This is a genomic window from Dactylosporangium sp. NPDC051541 (assembly GCF_044454505.1).
GTDB lineage: Bacteria > Actinomycetota > Actinomycetes > Mycobacteriales > Micromonosporaceae > Dactylosporangium.
Window position 1 is genome coordinate 246999 of record NZ_JBITDU010000007.1, and the last position, 11984, is coordinate 258982.

The window sequence follows — 11984 nt, forward strand, 5'->3', positions numbered from 1 at the left end:
CCGTGTTCCGCCACATCGTGCTGATCAAGACCGCCGCCCCGGCTGAGGTGCGGGCGATCCTCGACACGCTGCCCGGGCTGCGGGGGCGGGTGCCGGGACTCGTCGCCGTCGACGTGTTCGGCAACGCTTCGCAGTACCACCGCGGCTTCGAACAATGCTTTGTCATGGACTTCACCGACGCCGGCGCGCTCGCGGCGTGGGACGACCACCCGGCGCATCCGCCGATCCGCGACGCGCTGCTGCGGCTGTCGGAGCTGGTCGTCGTGGACCATCCGGTGCCGGGCGCCGCGTGACCGCGCTGATCGTGCTGGGGCGGCCGTGCTCCGGCAAGACGACCCTGGCCGTCGCCCTCGCCGAGGCGCTCGGCCGGCACCACGTGAGCATCGGCAACCTGATCCGCGCGGCCCGGGCGGCGGACGCGGGGTTCCGGCGGCGGTCGGAGGCGGCGTACCGGGGCGCCACCGACTTCGCGGCGGACGACCTGGCCCGGCTGCTCGACGCGGCCCTCGATGGCCTCGACCCCGGGCGGGTGGTCGTCGACGCGGGCCCGCCGGTGGACCGGGTCGCGGCGCTGCTCGGCTGGACCGGCACCGGCACGCTGGTCGTGGACGTCGACGACGACACGGCCGCGCGGCGGCAGCGGCACCGCCGGCACGCGGCACCGGGGCGGGTCGACGATGTCGACGCCCTGTTCACCGCGCGGCTGGCCCGGTTCCGGGAGCGGCTCCCGGCGGTCGTGGACGGGCTCGGCCGGACCGGGTGGACCGATTCGGTCAGCGGGATGGTGGACCCACCGGCAGTACTGCGGCAGGCTCTGTCGATTGTGGAACTTCGGACGGCCCTCGCGGCGCGCGGCGAGGTGCGGACCGTCGAGACCGCGGCCGGGTTCCTCCGCAGCGCGGTGCCGGTGCTGGGCCGGGAGGTGGCCGCCGGGCCGGTCGACGTCGTCCTGCGCGGGCGGCACCGGCCGGGCACCGGCAACGCCATGGTGCTGCTGGCCAAGCCCCGGGTGCGGCTGGCCGCGGCCGCCCTGGAGACCGTCGACGGCCTGGCACAGGGGTTCGGCTACCGGGCCACCCGGATCTCGGCCTGGCCGGGCCCGGCGGTCGCCCGCACCGGGGCCGCCGCCGCCCACTTCGACCTGCACGGGCAGATCTCGCGGTGGGGGAGCCGGCTTGCGGTCGCGCTGGAGCCGCAGCTCGCGGAGTCGACGCTCCTCGGCGGCCACGAGTTCGAGGCCGCCTTCGGCCCGGACGCCCTCGCGGCGGCCTGGCAGGAGGACTCGGCCAACCCGCCGCGGCCCGTCGGCGGACGGTTCTGGTCACTCGTCCCGGCCGGCCACCCGGGCGTGCTCCTGCTCAACGGGCACATGCCGGCCGTCCTGGCCGGCTATGCGGCGCCGGACAGCGTCGTGCACGCGATGCTGCTGGAGGGCGGCCCCGATGCCGCGCCGTGGCCGGTGATGCGCCGCGACTTCCTCGGCCACACCGATCCCGCCCGAGCTGCGCCCGGCAGCCTGCGCGCGCGGGCGACGGGTCCGGGCCCGCTGCTCGCGCACGGCCGCGGGACGTTCCGCAACAACGTCTTCCACCTCTCCCGCGGACCCCTGGAGGCCATCCGGGAGGCCGGGGCCTGGTTCGGGGCCGGGGTCCTGGCCGCCGTCGCCGCGCGGCTGGGCCTGGCCCGGCCCGGGCTCGACCCGGCGACCCTCGGCGTGGACCGGCCGGCGGGGGCGGACGCGCGGGCGCCGTGGGCGTTCGAGGTCACCGCGGCCCGGCCGTGACCCCAGGGCTCACCACGGGATGTCCCGGCCGTCCTGATCGAGGAACCGGCCGGTGTCGGCCGGCCCCAGACGTTCGAGAAGGGCGCCGAGGCCGGCCGCGGCCACCGCCGCGGAGAGGGGTGCGCGGGCGCCGCCGACGCCGGTGCGGGCCCAGCCGGGGTGCACCGAGACGACCGTGACGGCCGGGCCGAGGTCGGCGGCGAGGCCGCGGGTCACCATGTTCAGGCCGGCCTTGCTCATGGCGTAGTAGTAGTCCCCGCCTCCGGTACGTTCGGTCAGCGACCCGAACCGCGACGAGACGTTGACGAGCAGCGGGCCGCCGGGCCGGTCCGTGCCGGTGAGCCGGTCGCGCCAGGCCGCGGCGACGACGAGCGGGGCGACGGTGTTGACGTGCAGGACGTCGAGCGCCTCGCGGGCGTCGACGCCGTGCAGGCTCTGCCGGTCGCTGCCGTGTTCGTGCGGGGTGCCGTCGGCGTTGTAGACCCCGGCGTTGTTGACGAGCACGTCGATCGGGCCGAGCACGGCGGTCGCGGTGACCGATCGACGCACCGACTCCTCGTCGGTCACGTCGAGGACGACGTCGTGGCGGCGGCCGCTACTCGGGTGGGCGGGCCCCGGCCGGCGCTGCCCGGCGAGGACCGTCGCGCCCCGGCGCAGATACCAGTCGGTGAGGTGGGCGCCGAGCCCGCGGCCCGCCCCGGTGATGAGCACACGCATAGCTGGGCAACATAATGCACGACCGGCCGGGGCGGAAAGCCTTGTGCGAAGCCGGTTTCTTCGGGTGATTCGGCTGGAACCGAAACCCTGGGCGGGTTGCGCGGCGGTGCCTAGCGTCGATGGTACGCCACACCGAGTGGAGGTGATTTCCATGAAGGTCTACGCCAAGCCGACCGCCAAGCCGGTCACGCAGAGCACGCTCCTCACGAACGTGCCGTGATCCAACTGCGCCGCGCCGGTCTCCGGCGCGGCGCAGCACTGTGTCCGCGGCACCGTTACCCGGCATATTCCGCGCCTTTCGGCCCCCGCCGAATCCCTGGTTCGAGGGCGGCCCCGTCCATAGCGTCGACGATACAAGTCATCCGCGGGGGAGGTGATTTTGATGAAGACCTACGCCAAGCCGACCGCCAAGCCGGTCACGCAGACCACGATCCTCAAGAACTTCCCGTAATCGGGCCGGCGCCGCCCCGGCTCGCCGGCGCGGCGCCATCCCTCGACTCGAGATGGAGCGGAGCAGACAATGTGCGGAATCGGCGGGGTCGCGCGGATCGACGGCGGGCACCTGGACGGCGCGGCCGACGGGGTGCTCGAGCGGATCGCCGCCATCCTCCAGCACCGCGGGCCCGACGACCGGGAGCTGCTCCGCGACGGGCCGGTCGGGCTCGCGTTCACCCGGCTGTCGCTGGTCGACCCCGAGCACGGCGGGCAGCCGCTGATCAGTGCCGACGGCTCCCTCGCGCTCATCGTCAACGGCGAGATCTACAACCACCGGGAGCTCGCGGCCACCCTCCCGGCCGGCGTCCAGCTGCGCACCGGCTCGGACTGCGAGGTCCTGCTGTACCTCTACCAGCAGCACGGCCCCGCGAAGTTCCTGGACAACGTCCGGGGCATGTACAGCGTGGTCCTCTACGACCGGGCCCGCCGGCGGCTCGTCCTGGCCCGCGACCGGTTCGGCATCAAGGCCCTGTACTTCCACCGCAACGCCGAGCGGATCATCTTCGGCTCCGAGCTCAAGGCCCTCTTCGCCGACACCGCCACCCCGCGCCGGCTCGACTGGGCCAAAGCCCTCGCCAGCCCGTTCGCCTCGTCCGCGCTGCACTTCACCGACGTCGAGCAGAACACCTGGTTCGAGGGTGTCGAGGTGCTGCCGCCGGGCGTGATCCGCGAGATCGACCTGCGCGACGGCGCCACCCGGGAGCACGTCTACTGGCGCTTCCCCGGCTCGGCCGACGTCGACGGCCTCTCCGCCGCCGAGTTCATCGAGCGCTACCGCGACCTGTTCGTCGAGTCGGTCCGCGAGTGCGCCACCGCCGACGCCGAGCTCGGCCTGTTCCTGTCCGGCGGCATCGACTCGGCCGCCGTCGCCGCCGTCGCGGCGCAGACGACGCCGCTGCACACGTTCACGATGCTCAGCGCCAGCACCGTGCGCAACGGCGACGCCGAGCACGGCCACCGCCTGGCCAAGGAGCTGGGCCTGCCCAACCACCAGATCCTGTTCGCGCCCGACCACGTGCCCACCCCGGCGGAGTGGAAGCGCCTGCTGTGGCTGCTGGAAAACCCGATGTGCGGCGCCGAGATCTACTACAAGCACGAGATGCACCGCTACGCCAAGGTGGCCCGGCCCGAGCTGCGTGGCATGCTGCTCGGCGCGGCCAGCGACGAGTTCAACGGCGGCTACTCGGTCGGCTACGCCGTCGGTGGCGGCTACGACGAGTTCGAGGACAACCTGCGTGGTCTCGTGCGCGCGGGCGCGCTGAGCACCCGGCCCGACCTCGCGCCGTGGTGGCTGTCGCAGGTGCGGCTGCTCAACGACGACGTCGTCGCCGCCTACACCGGGCGCTCGGTCGCGGACCCGATGCCGGCCTACCTCGCGTTCGAATACGCGAAGCTGCAGCAGTACAACGTCTGGCACGAGGACCGCACCGCGGCCGGCAGCGGCATCGAGGCCCGGGTGCCGTTCCTCGACCACCGGCTGGTCGAGCTGGTCACCGCCGTGCCCCGGCACCTGCGCCCGGAGCTGCTGTGGGACAAGCGGATCCTGCGGGCGGCGATGCGCGGGATCGTGCCGCCGATGTTCGCCGAGCGGCCCAAGGTGCCGTTCTTCTACGGTGCCGGGCTGCGGCACACCTACCGCGCGCTGGCCCGGATGCTCAGCCAGGACGGGGCGGCGCTGGTCGAGGAGGCGCTGGCCGCGCCGGGCGCGGGCGAGGTGCTCAACGGCCCGCAGATCCGCGCGGCCCTGGCCCGGCTGACCACCGACCCGGGCGAGGGCCCGGAGATCGAGCTCATGCTGCGGGTGCTCAACTTCGGGCTCCTCGCGGCCATGGTCGAGCGGCCGCCGGCCCCGACCGCGGTCACCCCGATCGGGCCGTGCCCGACCGGCATCGAGGTCAACGACTGGGACTCGGCGCTGGCCGAGATCGAGAAGCAGGTCGGGCTCGACCACGAGCTGACCCCCTCGGCCGTGCTCGGCCTGGCCGCCAACGTGCTGCTGCTGACCGGGCCGGACGGCACCGCCTACCTCACCGTCGACGGCACGATCGAGTTCGAGCTGGAGCCGGGCTCGGCCGAGCTGGCCCTGCTCGCCGCCCTCGACGGCCGCCGCGACCTCGGCGCCGTGCTGGCGGCGGCGGAGCAGGACCTCGCGGCCGCGCGGCCGGTGCTGGGCATGCTCATCGAACAGTCGCTGATCGAGGACACGTGTATCGCCGACGCGCGCTAGCGCCGCTCTTCGTCTTCGACGACGGCCTGGCCGCGACGGCCGCGACGGTCGCCGAGTACGACAGCCGGTTCCGCCGCTGGGACCGCCGCGCGAGCGTGCGCGCGAAACCGCGACGATCGCTCGACGCCCCGGGCCGGGACCAGCTCTACTTCCCTCCGGAGCTGGTCCCGGCGGCGGCCCACCCGCTCGTCGCGGCGCGCGGCCCGACCGCCGGGCATGCGCTGCTCGTGCACCGGCTGCACCAGTACCTCGGCTTCACGATCGAGCTCGAGGACCTGGCCGTCATCCCGGTCGCCGCGTCGATCAGCCGCGGCCGCTCCGGGCTGGAGCTGCCGGAGGCGATGCGGGCCGACGCGTTCAAGATCGTTACGGACGAGGCCTGGCACGCCCAGTTCTCCTACGACCTGCAGCGCCAGGTCGCGCAGGAGACCGGGGTGGCACCCCGCACGCCCGAGGTCGCCGAGTTCGTCGACCGGCTCGACGCCGTGCGCCACCGGCTCCCGCCCGCCGTCCGGGGCGTCGAGTCGCTGCTGTTCGCGGTGGTCAGCGAGACGCTCATCTCCACCATCCTGGCCGACCTGCCGCACGACCAGCGGCTGCCGGGCGCGGTACGGTCGGTCGTGGCCGACCACGCCGAGGACGAGGGCCGCCACCACGTGTACTTCCGCACGCTGCTCGGGCACCTCTGGCCGGCGCTGACCGCCGAGCAGCGCCGCCTGGTCGGCCCGCACCTGCCCGAGATGATCTTCGCGTTCCTGGAGCCGGACCGGCGCGCGCTCGCCTTCGCGCTGCGCGACCTCGGGCTGAGCACGGCCGCGATCGAGCAGGTCATCGCCGAGTCGCTGCCGCGGGCGGACGTGAATCGCGGTGTGGCGCTGGGGGCGGCCACCACGGTGCGGTACCTGCGCGAGACCGGCGTGCTCGACGACCCGGCCACCTTCGACCGGTTCGCCGAGTCCGGCCTGCTGCTCAGCTGACGGCGCGGTTTACCGCGTCCGGCCTCTGGCTCAGCTGTCGGCGCGGTTTGCCGCGTCCGGATTGCCGCTCAGCTGACCGCCGCGGCCGGCTGGGGCGGTGTCGACGCTGAGTGTTCGGCCAGGTCGCGCAGGCCGCGGACGGGGGAGAGCAGCAGGATCACCGGTGCGGCCGCGACCACGGCGATGACCAGGACCATGGTGGCGCGCGGGCCGATCACACCCGCGAGCCAGCCCGAGAGCAGGCCGCCGACCGGGATGGCGCCCCAGGTGACGAAGCGGACCGTGGCCATGACCCGGGCCAGCAGATCGGGCGGGCTGGCGGTCTGCCGGTAGGTGCGGGTGATGACGCTGAGCACGACCACCCCGGCCGCGTTGACCGCGCTGCCCACGGCGAACGCCGTGTAGCCCACGACGCCGGCGCCGAGCGGGACCAGGGCCGCCCCGGCCACGCAGATCGCGCCCGAGAGCAGCAGTGCCCGGGCATTGCCGAACCGGGCGCTGAGCTTCGACGTGAGCGTCGCGCCGAGCAGCGACCCGACCCCCTCGACGGCGAGCAGGAAGCCGACCAGCCCGGCCGGCGCGTGCAGGACCCGGACCAGATACAGCGGATACAGCGCCAGCTGCGCGCCCCCGGCCAGGCACAGCGCGGTCGCGGCCCACGTGCACGGGGCCATGATCGGGTGCCGGGACACGAACCGCCAGCCCTCGCGGATCATCGCACCCACCGGCGGCCACCGGTCCGGGGCTTCGGCGCGACGGGCCGGCAGCGAGCGCAGCAGGGCCGCGGAGATCAGGTAGCTGGCCGTGTCGACCAGCAGTGTCGGCACGGCCCCGAGCAGCTGCACCGCGACACCGCCGACCGTCGGGCCGCCGAGCTGGGTGACGGCGTAGGTGCCCGACACGAGGCTGTTGCGGGCCGTCAGTTGTTCCTTGTCGACGATGCCGACCAGGAACGTCGAGTTGGCCACGTCGAACAGCACCGCGCTGAAGCTGATGACCAAAGCCGTCACCACGAGGTGGGCGACGGTGAGGTACCCCCACCACCAGGCGAGCGGGATGGACGCCACGGCGACCGCCCGGGCGAGGTCACAGGCGATCTGCAGGCCCCGCAGCGGCAGCCGCTGGACGATGACGCCCGACGGCAGCCCGATGACCAGCCACGCGACGTAGCTCGCGGCCGCGATCACGCCCATCTCGAACGGGGTCGCGTCGAGCGCGAGCAGGGCCGTGAGTGGCAGCGCGACCGCGGTGACGGCCGTGCCGAGCGAGCTGACCGCACCGGCCGTCCACCATCGCCAGAAGACCATCGCGGCCACCTCCTCGACTCAGTGAGTTCCAAATTGGAATGTACTAGAGTGGTCAATATGCGCAAGGCCGACCTGGCCGCTCTCGACTGCGGCATCGCCCAAGCCCTCGGTGTGCTCGGCGACCATTGGGCGTTCCTGATCCTGCGTGAGGTCGCCGGGGGTACCGTCCGCTTCGACGCCCTGCAGCGCGAGCTGGACATCAGCCGCCGGGCCCTGACCGAGCGCCTCACCGGCCTGGTCGAGCACGGGGTGCTGCGCCGGGAGCTCTACTCCGACCGCCCGCCGCGGGCCGAATACCTGCTCACCGAGAAGGGCGAAGGGCTGCTGCCGGTCCTCATCGCCCTGCAGGACTGGGGCACCCGGCACTGCATCGGCGACGGGAACCTCACCGCCACCGCGGACCCGGACAGCGCCGAGGCTCGCCGGGTTCGCGACCTCACCGGCCGGCGGCTCCCCGACGTGCGGCTCGTCGGCCACGACGGCTCGGCGGCCCGGCCCGCAGAGCCGGGTACGTGGACGGTGCTGTTCCTGTTCCCGGGTGCGTTCGCGCCGGGAGAGCGGGGCTACCCGCCGGGCTGGGGCGACATTCCCGGCGCCGCCGGCTGCACAGCGGAGGCGACGACGTACGCCGCCGATCACGCCCGGTTCGCGGACCTCGGCGCGGTCGTGCGCGGGGTCAGCACGCAGCGCCCGGACCAGCTGGCCGCGTTCGTGACGCACGCTCGCCTGCCGTATCCGCTGCTGTCCGATCAGGACGGTCGGCTGGCCGCGGGGCTGCTCCTGCCGACGTTCCGGGCCGGTGGGGTGGAGCGGCTCAAGCGGCTCAGCCTGCTCGTGGACCCGCTCGGGGTGATCCGGGCGGTGCAGTTCCCGATCACCGACCCGGCGGGCTCGGTGGCGGAGATGTTCGGTCTGCTCAAGTCACTGCTGTGATTCGTCGGCGGCGGGCTCGTTGGCGGCAGGTCGCGCCGCAGTAGGCGGGTGGGCGGCCGGTGTCGCGGAGCCGCAGGCGGGCTCCGCACTCGCGGCAGTACCCGGTTTCGTGACGCGCCCGGCCGGTGTTGTCACGAAACCCGGCGTCTTTCGTGAGCAGCCCGTCGAGCAGCAGCCGGACCAGCCGCGTGCCCCGGGCCCGGCTGTGGTGGGCCGAGCGGAGGGCGGCGCCACCGGAGATGAGCGCGGTCAGGTCGTCGGGCTGGATGTCGGCGCGGACGGTACCGCTGCGCTTGGCCTTGTGCAGCAACTGTTCCAGGGCGTGCCGGAAGTGCTGGGTGGCGCCGGCGAGGTCGGCGCGGGGCCAGCTGTTGTCGGCGGTGAGGGCGTCACAGACCCGCACCCGGCCGCTGGTCTTCTCGATGGCCTCGAGGAGGAAGGCGAGCAACGCGTCGCCGGCCGAAGCGTTGCGGTGCGCCCCGGCCGACGCGGCGCGGCGTTCGGCGGCGTCGGCCAGGTCGTGGACGTGCGTGGCGAGGACCGCCTCGAGCAGGATCTCCTTGCTCGGGAAGTGCCGGTAGACGGTCCCGGCGCCCACCCCGGCGCGCTGGGCGATCCGGCTCAGCGGCACCTCGAGCCCGTCCTCGGCGAAGATCCGCATCGCCGTGCGCAACACAGCCTCCCGGTTCCGCCGCGAATCGGTCCGCTCCGCCCGTTCCGTGCGGTTGGCGGCGGGCATGTCACGAAAGCCTTGTTCGCGGGCGGCAAGCGGGTGGATCGTTCCGGTTCATGGCAGCAGCACGCACTTCTGACACGATCCTCGTCACCGGCTCCACTGGCAAGCAGGGCGGTGCCACGGCCCGGCGGCTTCTCGAGCTCGGGCGGCCGGTCCGGGCCCTGGTCCGCGATCCGCTCGCCCCGGCCGCGACTGCGCTGGCCGCGGCCGGGGCTGCGCTGGCCGTCGGTGACTTCGACGATCCGGACGGCCTGGCCCCGGCCCTCGACGGTGTGGGCGCGGTGTTCGCCATCCCGCCGATCACGTTCGAGCCGGGCGTGGAGGCGGCCCGCGGCCAGGCGCTGATCGACGCGGTCGCCAAGGCCGGCGTCGAGCAGGTCGTGTTCAGCACCGTGGCGTCGTCGTCGCGGACCGGGCAGTCGGCCGCGGCCAAGGCGCCCATCGAACGCCACCTGCACGACCGGATCCGCCTCGCCACTGTCCTGCGCCCGGTCCGGTTCATGACCAACTACATCAGCTCCGGCGTCATGGGCATCGACGGCATCGTCGACGGCCGGCACCGGCACCTGTTCGCACCCGACGACCCGATGCAGGTCATCGCGCTGGAGGACGTGGCCGAGTTCGCGGTGCTGGCGTTCGCGGACCCGCGGCGTTACGCCGGCCGCACCCTCGAACTCGCCGGTGACCAGCCGACCCCGGTCGAGGCGGCGGCCGCCATCACCGCCGCGACCGGCGTCGAGGTCCGCTACGAGCAGCTCACCGACGAGGAGGCGGACAAGCTCGGCCCGCTGGTCGCCGAGACCCGGCGCCGGCAGCGGGCGGGCGAACGCTGGCACGCCGACATCGAAGCGCTCCGCGTCATCCACCCCGGCCTGCGCACGTTCACCGACTGGCTGGCCCAGTCCGGCGCGGCCGCCCTGCGCGCGCATCTGCAGGGCGGGACACCGGCAGCCGGATCGTGAACGTCGCCCCGCCGGCCGGCCCGCGATGTGCTTCGATGGTGCCGCCGTGCCCCGTGACGACCTCCCGAGCCAGTGCGAGGCCGAGCCCGAAGCGCCGGTGGTCGTCGTGGCCGCGGGCGAACCGGTCGAAGAGTCGTTCGGCGTCGGCGGGGTCGAAGCCGGTCCCGTCGTCCCTGACAGTCAGCTGGACCCGGGGCGGGCCGTCGAGGTTGCCCAGTTCGACGGCGATGTGCCCGCCGGGTTCGGTGTGGTTGAACGCGTTGTCGAGCAGGGTGGTCAGCACCCGCCGCAGTGCCGCGGCCCGCCCGTGGACGGTGGAGGGCCGGTCCGGGTCCAGGTTGAGCGAGAGCTCGATCCGCCGGGAGCGGGAGCGCTGGCGGAACGCGGCGACGACACCGTCGGCCAGCACGCCGAGATCGACTTCGGCGCCGATCTCCGCCCGGTTCTCGAGCTGGGTGGACAGCAGCAGGTCCTCGACGATCTCGCCGAGCTGACGGGCGGCCGCCACCAGTCGCCGGGCGTCGGGTGTGAGGTCCTCGGCGGATGCGCCCGCCCGCAGCTCCTGGTCGAGGAGCTGGGCCCGGGTGTGCAGCTGCGCGATCGGGGTCCGCAGCTCGTGGCTGGCGTCGGCGACGAACCGGCGCTGCCGGGCCAGCGCGTCGCCGAGCGGTGCGGTGGCGCGCCGGGCCAGCAACAGGGCGGCCACGATCGCGGCGGCCAGGCCGAGCAGTTCGGCGCCGCCGAGGGCGGCCAGCAGGCGCCGGGTTTCGGCCTGCTGCGCGGCCAGGCTGCCGACGACCTGGACGGTGGCGTCGCCGTGCCGGCGGGTGATCATGAGGTAGCCGCCGATCTCGGTCTCCTCGGCCGGTCCGCCGGAGCGCACCCGGGTCAGGGCCGGGCGGTCCGGGAAGCCCGGTGGAGGGTCCTCGGTCGCGGTGAGGACGCCGGCGGCGTCCAGGCGGAATATCCAGCTGCCCGCGGGCGGGTCGACGACGTCCTCTTCGGTGGCCGCGGTCTGCCGGACGGACGCGGCCAGGGCGGCCCGCTCCTCGTGGGCGACCACAACCAGGGCGACGGCACCGACGCCGAGCAGGATCACGGCCATCACCAACGTGTGCCGCACGGCCAGGGTACGCCGGGCCCGGCGCAGCAGATCCCGGTCGGGGTCGGGGCGGTTCACAGCCGGCCGAGCCGGTAGCCGGCGCCACGGACGGTCGTCACCACGGCGGCGCCGAGCTTGCGGCGCAGGTAATGCACGTAGGTGTCGGCGAGGGTGTCGGCGTCCGACTCCGGGAACACGCGCGCCACGATCTCGCGGCGGCTGAACACCCGGTCCGGGTGCTCGGCGAGCAGTCGCAGCAGATCGCTCTCACGGCCCGACAGCGCCGTCGCGCCGCCGTCCGGTGCGGTGACCGTGCGGGCGATCAGATCGAACTCCGCCGCGCCGACGGCGACGACGGGCTCGGCGGGCACCGCCCGGCGCCGCAGCAGGACCCGGAGCCGGGCCAGGAGCTCCTCGATGTCGAACGGCTTGACGACGTAGTCCTCGGCGCCGCCGTCGAGCCCGGCGATGCGGTCGGCGACGGTGCCGAGCGCCGTGAGGATGAGCGCCGGCGCCTCGACGCCGCTGCGGCGAAGCCGGCCGAGCAGGTCCAGGCCCTCGATCGCCGGGAGGTTCCGGTCCAGCACCAGCACGTCGTAGTCGCGGGTGAGCGCCCGGTGCAGGCCGGCCTGGCCGTCGCGGGCCAGGTCGGTGGTGTAGCCGGCGTTGCCGAACGCCCGGATGAGCAGCTCGCCGAGTTCGCGGTCGTCCTCGACGAGGAGTACACGGGTCACACCTTCACTGT

11 protein-coding genes are annotated in these 11984 nt (G+C 74.2%); 6 read left to right on the forward strand and 5 right to left on the reverse strand.

The annotated features are described in order from the left end of the window. The first annotated feature begins 2 nt into the window (after positions 1-2). Together ACIA8L_RS30345 and ACIA8L_RS30350 are read left to right on the forward strand one after the other, a co-directional pair. Entirely contained in the window at positions 3-293 is a 291-nt protein-coding gene (locus ACIA8L_RS30345) for a Dabb family protein (RefSeq protein ID WP_395909991.1), read from the forward strand. Beyond that, positions 290-1783 carry an AAA family ATPase gene (locus tag ACIA8L_RS30350; protein WP_395909992.1) on the forward strand — a complete coding sequence of 498 codons (1494 nt, stop codon included), beginning with the start codon at positions 290-292 and terminating at the stop codon, positions 1781-1783. Before ACIA8L_RS30345 ends, ACIA8L_RS30350 begins: the two co-directional genes overlap by 4 nt. Before the next feature lie 9 nt (positions 1784-1792). Here the strand turns inward: ACIA8L_RS30350 and ACIA8L_RS30355 are convergent, their stop codons facing one another. After that, positions 1793-2500 carry an SDR family NAD(P)-dependent oxidoreductase gene (locus ACIA8L_RS30355; RefSeq protein WP_395909993.1) on the reverse strand — a complete coding sequence of 236 codons (708 nt, stop codon included), beginning with the start codon at positions 2498-2500 and terminating at the stop codon, positions 1793-1795. A 520-nt stretch (positions 2501-3020) separates the two neighbouring features. On the opposite strand from ACIA8L_RS30355, the gene asnB reads away from it, so the two are divergent. Then, on the forward strand, positions 3021-5222 hold the full coding sequence (gene asnB / locus ACIA8L_RS30360) for an asparagine synthase (glutamine-hydrolyzing) (RefSeq protein WP_395909994.1): 2202 nt from the start codon (positions 3021-3023) through the stop codon (positions 5220-5222). Continuing rightward, entirely contained in the window at positions 5201-6199 is a 999-nt protein-coding gene (locus ACIA8L_RS30365) for a diiron oxygenase (RefSeq protein WP_395909995.1), read from the forward strand. Before asnB ends, ACIA8L_RS30365 begins: the two co-directional genes overlap by 22 nt. Before the next feature lie 68 nt (positions 6200-6267). Here the strand turns inward: ACIA8L_RS30365 and ACIA8L_RS30370 are convergent, their stop codons facing one another. Next, the gene (locus ACIA8L_RS30370; protein WP_395909996.1) at positions 6268-7506 is read right to left on the reverse strand and encodes an MFS transporter; all 1239 of its coding nucleotides are present in this window, start codon (positions 7504-7506) and stop codon (positions 6268-6270) included. Positions 7507-7563: 57 nt separating this feature from the next. On the opposite strand from ACIA8L_RS30370, the gene ACIA8L_RS30375 reads away from it, so the two are divergent. Beyond that, positions 7564-8439, forward strand: coding sequence for a winged helix-turn-helix transcriptional regulator (locus tag ACIA8L_RS30375; protein WP_395909997.1), 876 nt, complete (start codon positions 7564-7566; stop codon positions 8437-8439). On the opposite strand, the gene ACIA8L_RS30380 is transcribed toward ACIA8L_RS30375, so the two are convergent. Beyond that, positions 8423-9115: a TetR/AcrR family transcriptional regulator gene (locus ACIA8L_RS30380; RefSeq protein ID WP_395909998.1), complete on the reverse strand. Its 693-nt coding sequence runs from the start codon at positions 9113-9115 to the stop codon at positions 8423-8425. The genes ACIA8L_RS30375 and ACIA8L_RS30380 overlap by 17 nt on opposite strands. Positions 9116-9228: 113 nt before the next feature. On the opposite strand from ACIA8L_RS30380, the gene ACIA8L_RS30385 reads away from it, so the two are divergent. After that, positions 9229-10137 carry an NmrA family NAD(P)-binding protein gene (locus ACIA8L_RS30385; protein WP_395909999.1) on the forward strand — a complete coding sequence of 303 codons (909 nt, stop codon included), beginning with the start codon at positions 9229-9231 and terminating at the stop codon, positions 10135-10137. Here ACIA8L_RS30385 and ACIA8L_RS30390 read toward each other — a convergent pair. Both ACIA8L_RS30390 and ACIA8L_RS30395 read right to left on the reverse strand, forming a co-directional pair. Next, positions 10058-11317, reverse strand: a complete 1260-nt coding sequence (locus ACIA8L_RS30390; protein ID WP_395910000.1) for a sensor histidine kinase — start codon at positions 11315-11317, stop codon at positions 10058-10060. The genes ACIA8L_RS30385 and ACIA8L_RS30390 overlap by 80 nt on opposite strands. Next, positions 11314-11973 carry a response regulator transcription factor gene (locus ACIA8L_RS30395; protein WP_395910001.1) on the reverse strand — a complete coding sequence of 220 codons (660 nt, stop codon included), beginning with the start codon at positions 11971-11973 and terminating at the stop codon, positions 11314-11316. Before ACIA8L_RS30395 ends, ACIA8L_RS30390 begins: the two co-directional genes overlap by 4 nt. Between the last annotated feature and the right edge of the window lie 11 nt (positions 11974-11984).

Coding starts and splice junctions, on each gene's coding strand:
- ACIA8L_RS30355 (WP_395909993.1), bottom strand. CDS start 2,500: ATGCGTGTGCTCATCACCGGGGCGGGCCGCGGGCTCGGCGCCCACCTC.
- ACIA8L_RS30370 (WP_395909996.1), bottom strand. CDS start 7,506: ATGGTCTTCTGGCGATGGTGGACGGCCGGTGCGGTCAGCTCGCTCGGC.
- asnB (WP_395909994.1), top strand. CDS start 3,021: ATGTGCGGAATCGGCGGGGTCGCGCGGATCGACGGCGGGCACCTGGAC.
- ACIA8L_RS30385 (WP_395909999.1), top strand. CDS start 9,229: ATGGCAGCAGCACGCACTTCTGACACGATCCTCGTCACCGGCTCCACT.
- ACIA8L_RS30375 (WP_395909997.1), top strand. CDS start 7,564: ATGCGCAAGGCCGACCTGGCCGCTCTCGACTGCGGCATCGCCCAAGCC.